Source organism: Chitinophaga sp. XS-30 (assembly GCF_008086345.1).
GTDB lineage: Bacteria > Bacteroidota > Bacteroidia > Chitinophagales > Chitinophagaceae > Chitinophaga.
In genome coordinates, this window is the sequence record NZ_CP043006.1 from 3654470 (window position 1) to 3672768 (window position 18299).

Annotated in this window: 17 protein-coding genes and 1 tRNA gene; 10 read left to right on the plus strand and 8 right to left on the minus strand. The window is 51.3% G+C overall.

Annotation, left to right across the window (positions count from 1 at the left end; all coding sequences use genetic code 11):
* Positions 1–25: 25 nt before the first annotated feature.
* Genes FW415_RS14950 through FW415_RS14960 form a run of 3 tightly spaced genes read right to left on the minus strand, consistent with a single transcriptional unit; the run spans position 26 to position 3816 of the window.
* The gene (locus tag FW415_RS14950; RefSeq protein WP_210420698.1) at positions 26–721 is read right to left on the minus strand and encodes a bifunctional 2-polyprenyl-6-hydroxyphenol methylase/3-demethylubiquinol 3-O-methyltransferase UbiG; all 696 of its coding nucleotides are present in this window, start codon (positions 719–721) and stop codon (positions 26–28) included.
* 10 nt (positions 722–731) lie between these two features.
* A complete protein-coding gene (locus FW415_RS14955; protein ID WP_148386465.1) occupies positions 732–1484 on the minus strand; it encodes a DUF268 domain-containing protein in 753 nt (250 codons plus the stop codon).
* A gap of 1 nt (position 1485) precedes the next feature.
* Positions 1486–3816 (minus strand): YfhO family protein, encoded by a 2331-nt coding sequence (locus FW415_RS14960; RefSeq protein WP_168208833.1) that lies wholly within the window; start codon positions 3814–3816, stop codon positions 1486–1488.
* A 201-nt stretch (positions 3817–4017) separates the two neighbouring features.
* On the opposite strand from FW415_RS14960, the gene FW415_RS14965 reads away from it, so the two are divergent.
* The 3 genes from FW415_RS14965 to FW415_RS14975 all read left to right on the plus strand — a co-directional run bounded on the left by FW415_RS14965 (position 4018) and on the right by FW415_RS14975 (position 5605).
* Complete coding sequence (locus FW415_RS14965) at positions 4018–4299, plus strand: hypothetical protein (RefSeq protein ID WP_148386469.1); 282 nt, start codon at positions 4018–4020, stop codon at positions 4297–4299.
* The gene (locus tag FW415_RS14970; RefSeq protein ID WP_148386472.1) at positions 4296–5093 is read left to right on the plus strand and encodes a queuosine precursor transporter; all 798 of its coding nucleotides are present in this window, start codon (positions 4296–4298) and stop codon (positions 5091–5093) included. Before FW415_RS14965 ends, FW415_RS14970 begins: the two co-directional genes overlap by 4 nt.
* A 62-nt stretch (positions 5094–5155) precedes the next feature.
* Entirely contained in the window at positions 5156–5605 is a 450-nt protein-coding gene (locus FW415_RS14975; protein ID WP_148386474.1) for an NUDIX domain-containing protein, read from the plus strand.
* Here the strand turns inward: FW415_RS14975 and FW415_RS14980 are convergent.
* The 3 genes from FW415_RS14980 to FW415_RS14990 form a co-directional block, all read right to left on the minus strand.
* Entirely contained in the window at positions 5602–6540 is a 939-nt protein-coding gene (locus FW415_RS14980) for a magnesium transporter CorA family protein (protein ID WP_148386476.1), read from the minus strand. The genes FW415_RS14975 and FW415_RS14980 overlap by 4 nt on opposite strands.
* Positions 6541–6597: 57 nt before the next feature.
* Positions 6598–7377, minus strand: a complete 780-nt coding sequence (gene dapF, locus FW415_RS14985; protein WP_148386478.1) for a diaminopimelate epimerase — start codon at positions 7375–7377, stop codon at positions 6598–6600.
* A gap of 243 nt (positions 7378–7620) precedes the next feature.
* Entirely contained in the window at positions 7621–8502 is an 882-nt protein-coding gene (locus FW415_RS14990; protein ID WP_148386480.1) for a nucleoside phosphorylase, read from the minus strand.
* 94 nt (positions 8503–8596) lie between these two features.
* On the opposite strand from FW415_RS14990, the gene FW415_RS14995 reads away from it, so the two are divergent.
* Positions 8597–8667: transfer RNA gene (locus FW415_RS14995), tRNA-Cys, on the plus strand.
* 14 nt (positions 8668–8681) lie between these two features.
* On the opposite strand, the gene FW415_RS15000 is transcribed toward FW415_RS14995, so the two are convergent.
* Entirely contained in the window at positions 8682–8885 is a 204-nt protein-coding gene (locus FW415_RS15000) for a hypothetical protein (protein ID WP_148386483.1), read from the minus strand.
* A 97-nt stretch (positions 8886–8982) separates the two neighbouring features.
* Here FW415_RS15000 and FW415_RS15005 point away from each other — a divergent pair, with 97 nt between their 5' ends.
* The 6 genes from FW415_RS15005 (at position 8983) to FW415_RS15025 (ending at position 17424) form a co-directional block, all read left to right on the plus strand.
* The gene (locus FW415_RS15005) at positions 8983–9543 is read left to right on the plus strand and encodes an RNA polymerase sigma factor (protein ID WP_148386485.1); all 561 of its coding nucleotides are present in this window, start codon (positions 8983–8985) and stop codon (positions 9541–9543) included.
* Between the two features lie 184 nt (positions 9544–9727).
* Positions 9728–10801 carry a FecR family protein gene (locus FW415_RS15010; RefSeq protein ID WP_148386487.1) on the plus strand — a complete coding sequence of 358 codons (1074 nt, stop codon included), beginning with the start codon at positions 9728–9730 and terminating at the stop codon, positions 10799–10801.
* 181 nt (positions 10802–10982) lie between these two features.
* Positions 10983–14141 (plus strand): SusC/RagA family TonB-linked outer membrane protein, encoded by a 3159-nt coding sequence (locus FW415_RS15015; RefSeq protein WP_210420699.1) that lies wholly within the window; start codon positions 10983–10985, stop codon positions 14139–14141.
* A gap of 44 nt (positions 14142–14185) precedes the next feature.
* Complete coding sequence (locus FW415_RS15020) at positions 14186–15868, plus strand: RagB/SusD family nutrient uptake outer membrane protein (protein ID WP_148386490.1); 1683 nt, start codon at positions 14186–14188, stop codon at positions 15866–15868.
* A gap of 149 nt (positions 15869–16017) precedes the next feature.
* On the plus strand, positions 16018–16146 hold the full coding sequence (locus FW415_RS25540; RefSeq protein WP_256378866.1) for a hypothetical protein: 129 nt from the start codon (positions 16018–16020) through the stop codon (positions 16144–16146).
* Between the two features lie 126 nt (positions 16147–16272).
* Entirely contained in the window at positions 16273–17424 is a 1152-nt protein-coding gene (locus FW415_RS15025; protein WP_148386493.1) for a hypothetical protein, read from the plus strand.
* A 130-nt stretch (positions 17425–17554) separates the two neighbouring features.
* Here FW415_RS15025 and FW415_RS15030 read toward each other — a convergent pair whose 3' ends face one another.
* Positions 17555–18292 (minus strand): DUF1080 domain-containing protein, encoded by a 738-nt coding sequence (locus FW415_RS15030; protein ID WP_148386495.1) that lies wholly within the window; start codon positions 18290–18292, stop codon positions 17555–17557.
* Positions 18293–18299 lie beyond the last annotated feature (7 nt).

An 18299-nucleotide genomic window follows, 5' to 3' on the forward strand; every position in this document is an offset into this window, starting at 1 on the left:
TGGCAGCAGTTCCGGCCCCGTTGGACTATTTCTTCCGTGCAAACACATGCACCCCATACCCCAGCAGCTCACTGGAACCTTTATCTTTTTTGGAAAGGCGTTGCAGCACCCATAACCCCGCATGCAGGATCACTTTGTCCAGCAGGCTGATCTTTGTACCGGCATATTCCCTTGCGGCCCATTTCACGCGGCGAACTTCCTGTGCGGTATATTCAAAATAGTTGCCGTTCATCTCCAGGTCGGTGATCTCAAAATCATTGGCCGGCAGGTGATGTTCATAGAAAAAGCGGTTGAAGCCGGAATAGAAATGATATGGGGCAAAGTGGGTGAGGCTGCAGAAGGGCGCGGTGATCAGCAGGTAGCCGCCGGGTTTCAGCAGCCGCCTGAACTCCCGGATGGCGCTGATGGGGTCCGGAATATGCTCGAACACCTCGGTGCACATAATGGCATCCACACTCTGGTCAGGCAAAGGAATAGCGGTAATATCGGAAACGATATCCAGTTTCGAGTTATCCCATTCACCGGTCTGCAAGCCAACGTCCCCTCCGCCGTCATATTGCGCAAAGTCCTGGGCGATATATTCCAGGTGGCCGCAGAAAGGTTTGAACTGGCATTCTCCGGCGCCGGCATCGAGTATTTTGCTTCCCGCGGGAATGCGGGCCAGTGTATTCTTGATCCATTCTTTACGGACGGACTCGTTGGTGGTTCCAACACGAAACATATGATCGCTTTTAATCAGATTTTTTAAACCAGAAACATCCGCATCCGAAGCGCTGCGCATCTGCCTGTTCTTTCGTGGCGGCATTGATCAGCCCGCCGGTATCGGGGACGAGTGAAAAGTCTTTCAGCTCCATCCCTTCAAAATATTCCATGATCTGCGCATAGCCGTACACCCGGTGGGCATTGAAATGAATGGCCGGCTTGCCTACGGGTGTTACAAAAAGCAGGTCGCCCCCCGGCGCTACCACACGCTTCAGTTCGCGGATGGCCTTCAGGTCGCCGTCCGGATCAAGCGGATCGCCATACCGGCCCAGGCCCACATGTTCTATGGTATGCATGCAAGAGATCGACTGCACGCTGTTGTCTCCAAAAGGCAATTGCAACAGGTCTGCTTTCCCGCAATGGAGGGCAGAGAGCTGCACATCGGCCGGGCGGTAATCGTAGAACTCCATCGGCACAAAGGCGGACACCGTTGTGCTGAAACTGAGGATGGATGAGATGTCGATATGCTTTTCCGGCCTGGTCTGCGCCAGTACGCGGGCAGCCCAGGCGGGATGATAGATGTAATGCTGGTCAAAGGGAGTGTTCACCGTCCGGTCTTCCAGGCAGGGATAAAGGTCCCGCAACCGTATGCTGAACCGCTCGCCCGAACGTTTCCTGAACCGGAGGTATTCCGCGAGGAATACGAAGAAGATGCCGATGTCCCTCCACAAGCCGTATACCAGGAACTTGATGCTTTTCTTGATGCGATACAGTATATACATGCTAGTTGCTTTTGAGGCTTTTCCTGATCTCCATGGCAATCACACCTGCAAACAGCAGCATCATCAGGATGGAAGACCACCTGGTAATGGTATTGCCGAGATAATAGGAGCGGGGCTCAAATTTCATTTCCACTTTATGTTCACCGGCGGGTATTTTAATACCGCGCAAAAGATAGTTCACCCGGATGATCTCCGTCTTTTTACCATCTACATACGCGTTCCAACCGGCGGGATAATAGATGTCGGAGAATACAGCGAAGCCGGCCTGGCTGTTTTGACTTTGATACTCCAGCTGGTTCAGCCCGTATCGGGTAAGCTGTATGCGGCTGGAGGAGTCTTTGCCCGGGGCATATCCTTCCAGCTGGGGCTTGAACCGCTGGTCGATCACAACGGCATGTTCTACGGGCAGGCTGTCCAGCGCTTTCATTTCCTGGTCTGCATTCGCGGCCCATACAATACTGTCCACGAACCAGGCATTGCCCAGCGCGTCCGGATTGCGCTGGTAATTCAATTGTTGCTGCTGGTCTGCATAGATCACATACTTGGTGTTCAGCATGTTCAGCACGCGCGGATTGTTTTTGGACAGCTGATGATCGATCAGGTCCTGGTAGAGCGCCAGCTTAACGGGACTGTACCCGCCTACGGCCTTGTGGTGATAGGAGCTGAGGGCGTCCTGGAAATTCACGACGTTGAGCACGCGGTAATACGGGTCCGGATCTTTTTTGATGGCTTCATCTACCGGGGAGGCGGCAAAGGTGCTGCGGTAATCGGTAGGGGTAACGTAGTTTTCTTTATTCAGGTAGCGGAAATCCACGGGTATCTGGTCTATAGCCACCACTGCCGCCAGCAGGATAAAGAATACCGTGGGTTTCAGCTTTTGCTGTATCACGGCCCAGAGCAATGCCGCGGCTATCAGCACAAAGGCCAGGCTACGGAAAGCATCGGTCCGCAGCAGGGCGCTCCGGTCTTCTATCAGGGCGTTCATCAGCTGGTCCGTTATCTGTTGGTTGTTGCCGCTGAATTGCTGGTACATGGCTCTGGCCCTGTCTGTAGCGCTGGTAAAATCCAGCATGCCGTAAGAGGCGATGATCAGCAGGAGGCAGAGGCCGCCGGTAACGTACAGGGCTTTTTTCAGTTGTTTGAGCAGCAGCTGTTTGTCGATCTGGCCGCTCAGGGCATCATTCAAGGCCCAGCAGGCCAGGAAAGGCACGAGCAGTTGCGGTATGATCAGCGCCTGCGCCGGTGCCCTGAACTTGTTGTAGAGCGGAAGATGATCGAATATGAAATAGTTGAAGAAAGCAAAATGGTCGCCCCAGGCGAGGAATACACCCAGCACACAGGCTGCGAGCACCCACCATTTATGATGGCTTTTGATGATGAAGAGCGCCAGCACAAACAGGAAGACGATCACCGCGCCCCAGTAAACACCGCCGTCCGTCATGGGTTGCGGGCCCCAGTAAAGCGGTACGCTGCCGTTGATGAACTGCTCCGCCTGCGCCGCGGGCATGCCCAGTTGCGAAAGTGTTTTATAGGTTTCGCTGGAAGTGGAGAGCTTGCCCATGGTAGATCCGCCGTAAAGGTTGGGCGCCAGGATGGTCAGTGTTTCAAAAGGCCCCTGGCTCCACTGGAAGGCATAATCCTTATCCAGCCCGCCGGCTGATTTATTCCCTTCTTTCCCTGCTTCCGGCGTCAGTTCGGAAAGGCCGCCGCGCATGGTGTATTTGCTGTACTCCGCAGTGGTCCACAGGCTTACGGTGGACGGCAGTACGGAAAGGATGCCGAAGCCGAGCAGTACAACCGTGGCTTTAATGAACTGCGGCACCTGTTTCTCTCTGAGCGCATATACCAGGTGGCCTATGCCCACGCAGCCGCAGATCAGCAGCATATAATATAATATCTGGTAGTGGCCGGAGGTGATCATCAGGCAGAGCGTAAGGCCCGTAATGATGCCGCCCAGCCAGAATTTGCCGCGGTAGGCCAGCAATATGCCGGCCAGCATGGGCGCCATGTACGCGATGGTGAACATCTTGGTATCATGCCCGGCGGAAATGATCATGGCGTTGTAGGAGGTAAACCCGAAGGCCACCGCCCCGATAATGGCGATCCAGTTCCGGAAGCGCATCACACAAAGCAGCAGATAGAAACCCGCCATCGCCAGAAAGTAGAAATTCACGGGTTTGGGCAGCCCAAGCGTGAGTATCTGATGAATGATATAGGTATAATTATCCTGCGCCATGTAGATCTGGTAGGTAGGCATCCCGCCGAACATCGCATTCGTCCAGATAGGCTCAATGCCGGTGCTTTCATGGTATGCCCGCGCTTCCTGGGACATGGCCTGCCATTGTACGGTATCGTTCTGCCTCAGCTCTAACCCCTGTAATACCGGGCTGCAAAAAATAAACGAGAGCCCCAGAAAAATGAGGACAGCGTAAACATGCGGTAGAACGGCTTTTTGCCAGCTTTGCTTCATCGGGTATTTCAGGTTTGGTTTTTAAAGAATCCAAAATAACTGTATTTTATCGGAAATTTCAATATGAGCTGGCTCAGGTTTCTGGTAAAATTCAGCTTTATCTGCAATTGCTGCTATCTGCTGGGTTTTGTCATCAGGATGACGGATTATCAGGATAATTTCGAAGGTATCGTCAAACATATACTGGTACTGGGTTACCTCGTTTCCCCCTTTCTCAATATCATCACCATTCTGTTGGCGGTGATATTGCTGCTTGCCAAAAGAACTACCTGGGCGAACGTCCATCCCTATATTTTTATTTTGAATGTCATTATTTTCCTGATCCAACTGGAACTGTTCATATGATCACCAATATCCTGAAAGATAAACCGACCCGGCTTTTCCTCATTCTCAGCGGTTTTTTTGTGGCCAATGCGCTCATCGCGGAGATCATCGGCGTAAAGCTCTTTTCCCTGGAGGCCACATTAGGACTGCCTGCCATCAACCTGAAGCTCATGGGGGAAGTGTATAACTTCAATATGACCGCCGGGGTACTGCTGTGGCCGGTGGTGTTCATCATGACGGACATTATCAATGAATACTACGGTACCAAAGGCGTCCGTTTCCTGTCTTTTATGACAGCGGGACTGATCCTTTTTGCTTTCATCATCTTTTTCCTGGCCATCCGCCTGACGCCCACGGAGTTCTTTATCAGCAGCAAGGTCAATTCCGGTGTACCGGATATGGACAAGGCCTATAACCAGATACTGGGGCAAAGCTCGCTGATCATCGTGGCTTCGCTGATCGCCTTCCTGATCGGGCAGCTGGTGGATGTATTCACTTTTCATCGCATTAAAAAAGTGACCGGCGAGAAGAAGATATGGCTGCGCGCCACGGGCTCCACGCTGGTATCGCAGCTGGTGGACAGCTTTGTGGTGCTCTTCATAGCGTTCAATCTCGGTCCCCGTATTTACAATCCTGACGGCAACCCCATCTGGTCCATGAACCTGGTGCTGAGCGTCTGCATCGTCAACTATATTTATAAATTTATTGTAGCCATTGTGCTGACGCCGGTGATCTACTGGATACACGGGGTCATAGAGCGTTACCTTGGGCACGACATGGCGGCGGACATGAAACGCGCCGCGATGAACAGATAATAACAGGTATAGGAAACCGGGCATGAGGTCCCATCTGACCCGTAAAAATCAAATATTAACAGATGAAAGTCTTTACCGTCCGTGTGTACGGCATCATGATCAATGAACAAAAACAAGTACTGGTGAGCGACGAGTACATCCGCGGCGGATATTACACCAAATTCCCCGGCGGCGGGCTGGAATTCGGCGAAGGCACGCTGGAATGCATTATCCGCGAGTGGAAAGAGGAGCTGGACCAGGATGTGGAGGTGGTGGAACATATTTATACTACCGACTTCTTCCAGATATCGGCGTTCGACAACAGCTCGCAGATCATTTCCATCTATTATCTCGTAAAGCCCGTATCACCGTTTACCAAACCTGTTCTGGCCAATCCGTTCGACTTCGAGATACCCGAAGGCGTAACGCAGGTGGAAGGTGTCCGGTGGATCGACTGGGACAGTTTTTCCGCGGAAACCGTAACGCTCCCGATCGATAAGGTATTGGCCGCATTGGTGAAGGAACGGTATTAGAACCACTTTTTCTTCATAAAATACCAGCTCATGATCACCGCGGTAACAATGGCGATGGTCACCGGTATGTAGAAGGCGTACTGGGAGTGGGCGTAGGGGATCTCCACGTTCATGCCGTAAATGCTGGCTACCAGTACGGGGAGGGTCAGCACGATGGTGATGGAGGTGAGGCGCTTCATCACAAAGTTCAGGTTATTGGAAATGATGCTGGCAAAGGCATCCATGGTGCTGCTGAGGATGTTGGTATAGATGTTCGCCATTTCAAGCGCCTGGGAAGTATCTACGATCAGGTCATTCAGGAATTCCTTCTCGTCTTCATTCAGGCCCAGGAAGTTGGTGCGTTCCAGCTTCATGAGCAGCAGTTCATTGCTGCGCAGGGCCGTTACAAAATACACCAGGCTTTTCTGGATGCGCATCAGGTAGAGCAGTTCTTCGTTCCGGTTGGAATCGTAGAGTTTCTGTTCCAGCAGGTTGCGGCGGTGATTGATCTCTTTCAGGTAGTCCAGGAAGTTCATCACCACTTTCTCGAAGATCTTCAGCACCATCATGTTCCGCTTTTCAGGATGGCGGTTATGAAAGGTGTTCAGGAATTTCTTGATGGCGGCGTTATCGAATGAGTTGACGGTAACGATCTGGTGGTGGGTGAGGATGATCACGATGGGAATGGTGATGTAATGGGCATCGCTTTCGTTGATGGAGTTGTTCTCCGTGGGGGTTTTGATAACGATGAGCTTTACGTTGTCCTCCAGTTCGAAACGGCTTTTCTCGTCAATGTCCAGCGAATCCGTGAGGAAGTCCAGCGGAATATCCAGGGATTCGGACAGCTGTTCGAACTCCGCCTGTTTGAGGGGAGGGGTAATATTCACCCAGGAGTCGTTTTCCGGCTCCTCAATGGCAACAGTGCGGGCATCGATAATTTTAAAGTACTGGATCATCCGGGCGCAAAGGTAGTGGAAATTAGTTCACCAAAATATCCCCGGCGGGCCGGGGCATCAAATTTTAATATTTCCTTCAAATACCAGCGTGGCAGGACCGCAGAGCCAGATGTCGCTGTAGCTGCGCTCGCCGGTACGGGTAAAACGTACTTCCAGGTGCCCGCCGAGGGTTTCCACGGGGATGATGTATGCCCCCGGTTCCTCCGGCGCTGAGGTCAGTGCCGCGGCGGTAACGCCCGTGCCGCAGGAGAAGGTCTCATCTTCCACGCCACGTTCGTAGGTGCGTACAAAAATGCCGTTGTCCACTTCCTGTACAAAGTTCACATTGGTGCCTTCGGCGGCAAAACGGTCGTTATACCGGATGCTGCGCCCTTCTTCGTACACATCCACTTCCTGCACATCGGTCACGAATTTCACGAAGTGCGGGGAGCCGGTATTGAGATAAAAATAAAGGTTGCCGGCTTCCACCTGCTGCACATCCTGCATTTTGAGGTCTACCCAGCCGTTTTCGCGGAGGCGGGCCTCATGCGGACCGTCCACTGCGATGAACCGCAGTTCGGGTTTGCTGATCCCCATCTGGCGGGCGAACGCGGTAAGGCAGCGGCCGCCATTGCCGCACATGCTGCCTTCGCGGCCATCCGCGTTATAATATTTCATCTTGAAATCGTAATCCGCTTCCGTTTCCAGCATCATCAGCCCGTCCGCCCCGATACCGAAGCGCCGGTCGCACAGGTGTGCGATCTGTTCCGTGGTCAGGGCGCTGTATTCCCCGTTCCGGTTGTCTACGATCACAAAATCGTTGCCCGTGCCCTGGTATTTATAGAAATGAATGTTCATGTTATGGCAAAGGTAGAAATTGTTTTTGATGATTAGGCCGCCGGCAGCGGATCACGGATGGGGCCGCCGTTGTGTCACTCCCTTCAGCGGCAGGATGCAGGTGGGCGGTACCGTTGATGGCGCTGCAGGGGCACCGGTTTTTTATCCGGCCGGTGCGGGCGGCTGACCGGTACGGCGCCACCGTTTCATGGCCGCGCAAAAGCCTTTTTGCGCCAACATGCTGCGAACCCGCCGCATATGCCGTCAGGCGATCCCGGCAATGATCTCCAGCGCCTTTGTGATCATCCGCTCCACCGCAGCATTGCCATCACTGCTGAATTGTTTGCTCATGCGGTTGGCCACGATGGCGCTGACGGACAGGCATTGATGCCCCAGTACGCGCCCCAGGCCGTAAATGCCCGCTGTTTCCATCTCAAAGTTGGTGATATGGCGGTTCTCGAAGTTGAAACGGGTCAGCTGATCTATCAGTTCCGGATGGGAGAGCGCGCCGCGCAGCACCCTGCCCTGCGGGGCGTAGAAACCCGGACAGGTAACGGTGATGCCCGTGTGAAAGCCTTCGGTGAAATGCCCCAGCAGTTCGGCCGATGCTTCTATCAGGTAAGGCCTTACCGCGCTGGGTTGCATCCTGGTCTGTCCCCGGAAGGCTTCCAGCAGCTGCAGCTCCCCGGGCGTGTTCTGATAGGTGTAGAAGGGCAGGAGGTTGTCCAGCCCCAGGCCGTGGGACGATACCACAAAACTGTCTACCGGGATGCTCTCCTGCAGGGAGCCGGCAGTGCCGAGGCGGATGATCTGCAGGGAAACAGGCGTTTCCTTCACCGTACGGGTGCTCAGATCGATGTTGGCGAGGGCGTCCAGTTCGTTGAGGACAATGTCTATATTATCGGTACCAATGCCGGTGGATACCACGGAAATGCGTTTTTCCCCGATATATCCGGTATGTGTGACAAATTCGCGGTGCTGATACGTACCTTCGGTACGGTCGAAATGCTTTGAAACGGCTTTTACCCGGTCGGGGTCACCTACGGTGATGATGGTGGGCGCCAGTTCTTCGGGGCGGAGGTCCAGGTGGTACACGGCACCGCGGGAGTTGAGTATCAGTTCGGATTCGGCTATGGTTGTGGTCATACTTTGCGTTTTTTTTGATCCGTAATCGAATATATGCTAATCATATTTGGCAAATATCCAAAATTTACTACTTTTGCAGTCCATCAAAATTCATGGTTCCGTGGCCGAGTGGCTAGGCAGAGGTCTGCAAAACCTCGTACAGCGGTTCGAATCCGCTCGGAACCTCAAAAAAGGTCGTTTCAAAAGAAGAGGCGGCCTTTTTCGTTATATGGCAATGTACAGACCGTTATTGTTTGACTAACCTTTTCGCTGTCTGTTTCATCAAAGCCCGATGGGTCATGGTCATCATCCAGTTCTGCGGCTACTACTTTCCGGGCGTACCGCCACAGTGGATTTAATTGCTGCTTCATCTTCTCCCTGTTGGTCTTTATGGATTTACCCATACAAACATATAGCTGTTGGTGATGCGGTCAACTGAAAGGAAATTTTGGTTGGATTGGATTTAATTTCTTACTTTTTCGCCACAAGAGCAAGCAAGTTATGCGTTCAAGTCTCTCACAACACGTTGATAACTGGTATGCGCTGTTCCACGTTCACCTGATCCATGTCGCCACCCGCTGGGGATATGGGGAGGACGAAAGCCGGGACCTGGTGCAACAATTTTTCCTGGAGTTGCTGCAGAAGAATATGGAGGCTGCCGCCGTAATGGAACCCAAAGCATATCTTACCCGTGCATTCACCCGCAAACTGATAGATCATTACCGGCATACGAAGCATATGCAGCAGAAGGCTGGTTTCATCGATACTACGGCCTATGAACCCTCTGTGCTGGAAAGCCTTGTGCGCACCCAGGCGGACGAAGAGTTGCTGGCTTCCATCAGGACGGCTTACAAGCGCCTTCCTGCGCGCTGCCAAAAAGTGATCCGCCTGAAATATTACGAGGGGCTTACCACGGAGCAGATCGCGGAGCGTACAGGTCTCAATACCAGGACGGTTTACAATAACCTCTATGAAGGCATCAAAGCGCTCCGGATAGAGCTGAAGCGGGCTCATCCGCGCCTGAAGTTTGCCGCGGTGTTTTCATTCCTGCCGCTGCTTTAAGGGTTTGATCGCGGAGCGGTCATCCAGCTTTCTGAAAAAAAAGTGATCATCCCTCCATCCTCCAACCGCCCATCCGTCTCCTGCAAGCCGCCGCCACTCCATTTCAAAAGAAATTTTCAAAAAAGATCAGGAAAAGTTGGTAAATCCTGCAAAGACATCCGTCTATACAGGAAACAGGTATGGTATGCCCGATCGTTTAGAGATAGAACAACTGGTGATAGATGATACTTTCATCAATTATTGTTACCGCAGGAGTCCCGCGGATACTGCTTACTGGGAAGATTACCTTTCCCGGCATCCGGAAGAGGCGGCAACGCTCACGGAAGCCCGTGAGCTGGTGCTGGGCCTTTCTCTCATGCTCCTTGAGTCAACAGAAGAAACACCTGTAACGGAACCGGAGGTAATGCCAATGTATGACGCCACCAGGAAACGGAATATCCGGAGAACCATGGCAGTAGCAGCTTCTGTGGCTGCGGTCACCGTAGTGGCTTTTTTCCTTTTCCGGAGCAAAAATATCGTTGAGCCTTCAGCAGCACAAAATTATCTCTTTACAACAGCCCTTGCGGAGAAACGTACCGTGAAGTTGCCGGACAGTTCTACCGTGATCCTGAATGCTGGTTCTGAGTTGCTGGTAGACAGGGCTTTTGGCCGCAGCAACCGTTCTGTGAGCCTGAAAGGGGAAGCGCTGTTCCATGTAGAGCATGATGCCGCTATGCCATTCATTGTTCAGGTAGATGGATATGACGTAAAGGTACTGGGTACTGTATTTAATGTGAAGGCTTATCCGGAGGAAAAGAAAAGCGAGACTTCCCTCATCAGCGGAAAGGTGGCCATCTATTTAAAACATACCGCATCTGCTTATAAAACATTATCGCCAAAGGAAAAATTCGTCATCAGCAAAGACATCCAAAAACTTCCGGCACCCGGCCCGGAACCCGCCGATGTGCAGCCGCCATCCACCGCCATTATGCCGCTTTCCTACAACCGCAACCAGGTGAACCTGGAAACCGCCTGGTCAGAGAACCAGCTGGTATTTGAAAATGAGACCTTTTGGGATATCCGGGATAAACTGGAACGCTGGTTTGATGTAAAGATCATATTTGAGGATAAGATATCCCGGCAATACAGCTTCACCGCCACATTTGAAAAGGAAAATATCTACCAGGTCATGAAAGCGCTGCAGGCTTCTTATGGATTCAAGTACAGCATCAACGGAAAAGAAATAAAGATCAGTCACCAAAATCGCGTCAATAAATAATATTCCCGTTTAAAAAAAGGAGGGGAGCACAGCTGGTACCTGTTCTCCCCCGGCTAAAAACATGGTCAGTGTATTGGAAACAATACCTGTGCCGCATTTCTAACATTTAAACCTCCTCTAAGGTATGAAAATCACCTGTATTAAACTGCCCTCCAAAAGGGCGTTTAAAAAGATTCTACTTATGAAACTGACAATGGCATTGTTGCTGCTTACCACATTGCAGGTTACGGCGTACGAAGGAAACTCACAGGACAGGGTCAGTGTGGATTTCCAGAATACCAAACTTACCCGTGCATTGAAGGAAGTGGAGCGTAAGTCCCAGTACCGGTTTGTGTTCAGTAACCTGGTGCTGAACGAACATCTAAAGATCACTGTGGATGCCAGAAATATGCCCGTGATGGACTTGCTGACGCAGATGTTGACGGGTACCGGTCTCATTTTTGACCGGTTGGAAAATAACCTCGTGGTGATCAAAAAAGATGAAAACTCGCTGGCGCAGATCACCGTGAAGGGAAAAGTGACGGATAGCAGGGGGATACCGCTTCCCGGCGTCAGCGTTGTGTCCGGCCCCCGCACCGGTACCGTAACGAATGAAACGGGAGAATACACCATCCGGATAGACGAAAGAGGCACACTTACTTTCAGTTATATCGGTTATGCTGCGCAGGCCATCCCTGTGAACAATCAGACCACCATCAACGTCATCTTACTGGAAAGCAAGGATACCGAGTTGAATGAAGTGGTAGTAGTGGGGTATGGTACCATGAACAAAAGGGACCTCACCGGCGCTGTTACCAATCTGGGGCAGCGTGACCTCATTGCCGGATCTGTATCGCCGCTGCTGGCTATCCAGGGAAAGGTACCCGGTCTCACCGTATTATCCACGAATGGAACAGATCCCAACGCCGGGTTATCCCTGCAACTTCGCGGGGTGAACTCCATTAATGCGGGCATGGGCCCTCTCGTGGTAATAGATGGTATCCCCGGTGGCAACATCAATACCGTCGTGAAAGAAGATATTGAATCCATCAGCGTGCTGCGCGATGCTTCCGCTGCCGCTATTTACGGCACCCGGGCTTCCGGTGGCGTGATCCTCATCACCACCAAAAAAGCAAAGGCCGGCACCGTGCGGGCGACCTTCACCAGCGAATTATTTATGGAATCCATCCGTAAAAGACCAGAATCCCTCACCCCGGAAGAATTTGTTGCCAACGATATGGGAACGGACCTGGGGCATAAAACGGACTGGTACGACGAAGTGACCAATCAATCCCCCTTCAGCCAGCGCTATGTGCTGAACCTGAATGGCGGCACGGAGAATGCACAGATCTATGCGTCTTTCATGGCCCGCGATGCGGTGGGTATGGCCATCGAATCCAGAAGAAAAGAAACTGGCGGGCGTGTGAATACCTATTTCCGCTTTTTTGACGGGGTGGCAGAGCTGACCACGAATATCAGCTACATACAGGCAAATGCTGATTTCAGCGATAACGGGATATTTAATATGGCGCTGACAATGAACCCAACGGAAACACCTTACGATGCGTCCGATGTAACCGGCTACAACATACTGTTGGGGGGGTATGATTATTTCAATCCGCTGGCGGAAGTAAAGCTGCGGAAAGACCAGGGGCAATTCAAATACCTGCTGGCAAGCTCTACGCTGAAGATCAATATTACAAAGGACTTGTATGCTTCCGGTATGATTGCGCTCAAGAATGATACCGAGCACAGGAATTTCTATCGCTCTGCGCAGCACCGCATTTCCCGTAACGATAATATTGACGGTAATGCCAGCCAGTCTTACAGCCGCTGGAATGACCGCACATTGGAGCTGACCCTGAACTATAATAAGTCCATCGGCCATCACAGCATAAATGCCGTAGGCGGATATACTTACCAGGATTTCAATGGCCAGGGCTTCAGCGCCAATAACTCGGACTTTCCGGTAGACGGCATTGCAGACAATGATATGGGCACCGGCACCTGGCTGGCTGACGGCCGCGCGGGTATTGGTTCCTGGAAGAGTGCCACCGTGAAGCTGATCGCTTTTTTCGGCAGGGTGAACTATACTTTCAAAGACCGTTATATACTCACTGCATCATTGCGGCATGAAGGATCTTCGAAGTTTGCCAAAGGCAACCAATGGGGTAATTTCCCCGGTATATCTGCAGCATGGCGTGTTTCAGAAGAAAGCTTCCTGAAAGGCTCATCCATCGTAAATAACCTGAAGATCCGTGGGGGATACGGCGCTACCGGTAATGAAGGATTCAATGCCAATGTTGCTACCCGCGTGTACGGTCCTGATACCTGGTGGCTTGTTGACGGTGAATGGCTGCGCACCTACGGTGTGTTGCATAACCAGAATCCCGACATCCGCTGGGAAGTAAAAAAGGAATTTAATATCGGGCTTGATTTTGCATTGTTTGATAATCGCCTTCATGGCCGTGTAGACTTCTACAAACGTAGGGTGGATGATATGATCTATGATGTGAGTGTTTCCCAGCCGCCTGCTATTCACGATAAAACCAGCATCAATGTGGGCAATATGGAAAACAAAGGGTATGAGTTTGAGCTGAACTGGAACGCGGTAAAAAACACGGACTGGAGCTATACTACAGGCATCGTGGCATCTGCCAACCGCAGTACGCTTACTACACTGGATGGCGGGCAGACGTTTTCAGACCGTAAATCCTTTCCCGCTCCGGGTAACCCCGGCAGTGCCGTGCGCCTCTATCCCGGGGAAGATATCGGCCGCTTTTTTATCTGGCGTTTTGCCGGTTTTACGGATGAAGGGGAGTGGATGCTGTACGATCGGTCAGGAAAAGCTTTTGATGTGACCGCACAGGCCAAGAAGATCGAAGACAAAGTGTTCATCGGTAATGCCATTCCAAAACTGATCCTGTCATGGAATCATTCCGTGACCTGGAAAAATTTTGATGCGGGTGTTTACATGCGCAGCTGGATCGGGCATGATGTGTACAACATGATCAACATGTATTACAGCCTTCCGAATGTACGCGGGCAAAACGTGCTGCGCGAAGCATTCGGCAAACACAAAGATATTCATGGGGAAAAAGAGTTGAGCGACTACTGGCTGGAGAAAGGCTCTTTCCTGAAAATGGATGCGCTCAACTTCGGCTATACTTTCCGGCCGCAAGCCGTGAAACCGCTGAAAGGACTGCGCCTGTACGTTACCGCGCGCGATCTGTTCGTGCTGACCAATTACAGCGGGCTTGATCCTGAAGTAAACATCAACGGGCTTGAACCCGGTTTTGAAGAGCGGAACGTGTACCCGAAAACACGTACGTTCATGTTTGGCCTGCAGGCAAATTTCTGATAAGGGAAACTTTGCCACATTGTTCATTTCCACAAGTAATTAGTATGAAAAAAATATTTGGCACCAGGATTATAGCAGCCATCGTGCTCTTATTGGGAGCATGTACAAACCTTGACCAGGAGTTTCACGACCGGGTAACACCCGGAACATTCTTTAAAAGCGAGAAGGATATCAAAGCCGCATTGTATCGCCCTTTTACCCACGCCCGCTGGTACCTTGGTGAGGACCGCTGGAACCTACAGGAATATACGGCGGACCAGTTTGCCATTACCACCAAAGGCCGCCACTGGTATAATGGCGGAGAGAATGAACGTTTTCATTATCACCGCTGGACGCCGGATGACGGATGGATCTGGGGCACCTGGCGCGGTACACTCATGGGTGTAGCGCTCGCGCTGGATGCGAAGCAGGATCTTGAGAAACTGGACTATACAAAATTCGCATTGACGCAGGAGGATAAAGATGATCATGTGAACCAGCTCAATACACTCATTGCATTCTTCTACCTGAGAGGGCTTGATTTCTTTGGCGGACTGCCGGTGTTTGAATCGCTGGAAGGAGAATCCCTTCCCCGTAGTACCGACAAAGAAACATTCGCGCATGTGGAAAAGCTGTTGAAGGAAGCGATCCTGAAATTGCCGAATAAAAAGGCCGGTGACAAGGAAGAAGGCGCTTTCCGGCAGGCCGGTGCGGCCGCATTGCTGGCAAGGCTCTATTTTAATGCGGAAGCCTATATCGGTCAGCCTATGTTTGCGGAATGCAAAAAGATTTGCCAGGATATCCTGGCCAAACAATATGGAGACTACAGCCTGGACCCGACATGGTACGGGCCCCATACGTTCAAAAATAACGAATCGCCGGAAATCATCTGGTCCATTCCCTCTGAATTCAACAAGCTCCAGTATAACTGGTTCTTCAGTGTTTTCTACCATTACAATACGGCAAAATATTTTGATGTGGATGGTGGGCTCAACAACGGCGCACATCTCACACCGTCCAGGAAGCCGACAGGAGAGCTGTACGCCGAATACAAGCTGGGTTCCCCCTATGAAAAATACAATGACCTCGATCTCCGGAAAAGATCTTACAAATACCTGGGCGGCGGAAATTATGAAGGTATGTTCATCGTAGGCCCGCACCTGACGCCTGCGGGAGATGTGATCGTTGGCGGGGAAGAGTATAAAAATCTGCCGATGGTATTCGTAGACCAGGTAGGCCGCTTTTCGGAAGTTGGTCCCGGTAAACGCTATGCATCCATCAGTGAGTTGCCATCCAAAATGTCAGAAGGAGAGGAAAATACCGGCGTCAGGATAGTGAAAGTGCCTATCCCGAACAATACGGACAAAAGTCTTCGCTGGGGGGCTGACAATCCCGCCATCCGGCTGACGGAAATTCAATACATGCTGGCGGAATGCCTGATGCGTGACAACGACAAAGGCGGCGCCGCACTATTGATCAATGAAGTGCGGAAACGCAATTTTGAGGGAGGTGTAGACCCGGACCCGGTTACCGCCGGCAACCTGGATGAATATCGTATGCTGGATGAATGGGGGATTGAGTTCCTGGCAGAAGGCCGTCGCAGAACAGACCTGATCCGCTGGAAGAAATTCACCACTGCTTCCTGGTGGGATCATGCACCTTCAGATGCGCATTTTAACAGGTTCCCGGTGCCTACACAGGCGATATCCGGTAATAATAACCTGGAGCAGAACGACGGTTACAACTGATCTTAGCGGGAGGATGTATCAAAACGGGTAGAAATCACTTTTGATACATCCTCTTTTTTATTGGTTCCCGGCTGTTGTTAACGAGGATCAGGCCCCTGATACCGTTATCACCTGAGATATGATCCGGTTCTTTTACTGCAGAAATAAAAGTGTCCTTCCTTGTGCTGAATGGTGACAAGGATGTGATGGCTCCGTTCCGGAAGAACTTCCCGCTCATCGACAGCTCGCTGAAAGCAAGTGGGAATAAGCAGGTAGTGACTAAAGTGCTGCCGGACTGAATCATCTTTTTCTGCATTGTGTTACCTGTAGGCGGGAGGAAATGGCGGCGTTGAACGAGCATTTTGCGCCTGAGGCCTGGCAGGAGTTGAGGGTGTGGCTGGGGAGGTTTCCTTAAAATCTGCTTGTTGGCCATTCTTGCAGTATTTTTTGATCAGACGATCAAATTTGCTATTTTAGATCGTCCTCATCTTTATAACTATGAAATTTTCACCATCATGCAAAAATTGACCCGTAAACCCGTTTTATTGTTTCTGCCCTTTTTATTGCTCACTCTTAACACCTTCGGTCAGACCCTCAACAATGCCATCAAGGATACCGGTTCCGTCGGTATCGGTACAGTCACTCCTGCGGAACGACTGGAAATCCGGACGGCAAATCCATCCAATATGCAACTAACGCATATGGGAGATGTCATGGGAAGCGTTGGCGCCATCAAGTTCAATATGGCCGGCACCCAGGTTGGGCAAATTGAGGTGGAAAGAACGGTTGCCTCCAACCGGTTAAGCGCCATGAAGTTCTTCGTTAATACCGGCAATCTGATGGAGATTATGCGATTGCACCATAACGGGTTTGTCGGAATAGGAACAAATGCCCCATTGGCGAAATTACATGTTAATTCACCTCCAGGTAGCAATATCGCCCGTTTTACTTTTAATAACATAACGGCTACAGACGCCTTTCTGTCGATATCTAACGCAACAAGCGCTACGGAGCAATATATACCGTTTATTACCGGGCGGTCGCATGCACCGGGCAGGGTATTCGGATTGTATCTTTCCGCAGAAGCCAATGATGTAGTCCCTGTTCCTGCGGAAATTTCTTATGCCGCAATGATACTGGATAGCCGGAGCAAGACCGGAACGCCGCTAGTCAATAATAATGTGCTGGCGGTGAATAGCGGAGGTCAAAATCTGATGATGGTGAAAGCCAATGGCAGTGTAGGTATCGGCACCACCGATACAAAGGGGTACAAACTGGCGGTGAATGGCAGCGGCATCTTTACGAAGGTAAAAGTCAAATCTTACAGTGCCTGGCCCGATTTTGTTTTCGAACCTGATTATCAGCTTCCGTCGCTGTACGAGGTAGAGAGATTCATTAAAGCACATCAACATCTGCCGGATATTCCCACGGCATCTGAAATCGCCGAGGAGGGGCAGGATCTTGGTGAGATGAATAGAAAGTTGCTGCAGAAAATAGAGGAACTGACGCTGCATATGATCGCGTTGAAGAAGGAGGTTGATGATCTGAAGGCTTCGCAGGCAGCGATCCAAAAGTAATCCGGAACCTCACTGTCAGTTGCAAAAAGGGAGTATCAACCGAATGATACTCCCTTTTTTCAGGCCTGTAGAGTGCATCTTTATTTATCCATGCACAGGCTATGCATTTGCTTTTGATGCTTCGTGCTATTTACAATTTCCTCACCCAGATATTCCGGAAACTCACCAGGTCCCCATGGTCCTGCAGCGCTATCGATTTTGCGCCGTGTTTCTCGTAGAAGGGTTTGCCGATATACAGGGTTTTGCCGAGCAACTCAAAATTGTTCTGCACCAGCACATTGTTCAGCAATGCGGTGACGCGGGCGGGTGATTTCAGGCTGCCGTCCTCATTGAAGCGGGGGGCCGTCCAGATCACATCGTAGGTTTGCCATTCGCCGGGTTTCCTGCTGGGATTGGCGAGGGGGATGGCCTGCTTGTATATGCTGCCCACCTGCCCGTTTGAATAGGTCTTGTTATTATAGTTATCCAGCACCTGCAGCTCATAAAATTCCTGCAGGAAAATACCGCTGTTGCCGCGGCCCTGGCCTTCGCCTTTTACCACTTCAGGGGTGCGGAACTCGATATGCAGCTGAAAGTCCTCGAACGTTTCTTTGGTTTTGATACCGCCTTTGCCTTTGGCTACGGTCATGGCCCCGTCCTTGATGGTCCAGGGAGCGGCGCCGCCTTTGTCAGATACCCAGCTGTCCAGGTTCCTGCCATCAAACAGCACGATAGCGTCTGAGGGGGCGGATGCGGCGGTTCCGAGCGTTACAATGGCGGGAACGGGCTCCCATACTTCCGTGTCCTGCGGCTTGGCCTCCTGGGCAACGGCATGGAAAACCGGGAACAGGATGGCGCTTGATACCAGTAAAGATTTGATACGATGCATTTTCTCT

Bases quoted from the DNA above. Each gene is read 5' to 3' on its own strand.
- FW415_RS14990 (WP_148386480.1), bottom strand. From the start codon at position 8,502: ATGACCACAACCATAGCCGAATCCGAACTGATACTCAACTCCCGCGGT.
- FW415_RS14955 (WP_148386465.1), bottom strand. From the start codon at position 1,484: ATGTATATACTGTATCGCATCAAGAAAAGCATCAAGTTCCTGGTATAC.
- FW415_RS15000 (WP_148386483.1), bottom strand. From the start codon at position 8,885: ATGGGTAAATCCATAAAGACCAACAGGGAGAAGATGAAGCAGCAATTA.
- FW415_RS15015 (WP_210420699.1), top strand. From the start codon at position 10,983: ATGAAACTGACAATGGCATTGTTGCTGCTTACCACATTGCAGGTTACG.
- FW415_RS14950 (WP_210420698.1), bottom strand. From the start codon at position 721: ATGTTTCGTGTTGGAACCACCAACGAGTCCGTCCGTAAAGAATGGATC.
- dapF (WP_148386478.1), bottom strand. From the start codon at position 7,377: ATGAACATTCATTTCTATAAATACCAGGGCACGGGCAACGATTTTGTG.
- FW415_RS15020 (WP_148386490.1), top strand. From the start codon at position 14,186: ATGAAAAAAATATTTGGCACCAGGATTATAGCAGCCATCGTGCTCTTA.
- FW415_RS14975 (WP_148386474.1), top strand. From the start codon at position 5,156: ATGAAAGTCTTTACCGTCCGTGTGTACGGCATCATGATCAATGAACAA.
- FW415_RS15010 (WP_148386487.1), top strand. From the start codon at position 9,728: ATGCCCGATCGTTTAGAGATAGAACAACTGGTGATAGATGATACTTTC.
- FW415_RS14960 (WP_168208833.1), bottom strand. From the start codon at position 3,816: ATGTCCCAGGAAGCGCGGGCATACCATGAAAGCACCGGCATTGAGCCT.
- FW415_RS15005 (WP_148386485.1), top strand. From the start codon at position 8,983: ATGCGTTCAAGTCTCTCACAACACGTTGATAACTGGTATGCGCTGTTC.
- FW415_RS15030 (WP_148386495.1), bottom strand. From the start codon at position 18,292: ATGCATCGTATCAAATCTTTACTGGTATCAAGCGCCATCCTGTTCCCG.
- FW415_RS14965 (WP_148386469.1), top strand. From the start codon at position 4,018: ATGAGCTGGCTCAGGTTTCTGGTAAAATTCAGCTTTATCTGCAATTGC.
- FW415_RS14970 (WP_148386472.1), top strand. From the start codon at position 4,296: ATGATCACCAATATCCTGAAAGATAAACCGACCCGGCTTTTCCTCATT.
- FW415_RS14980 (WP_148386476.1), bottom strand. From the start codon at position 6,540: ATGATCCAGTACTTTAAAATTATCGATGCCCGCACTGTTGCCATTGAG.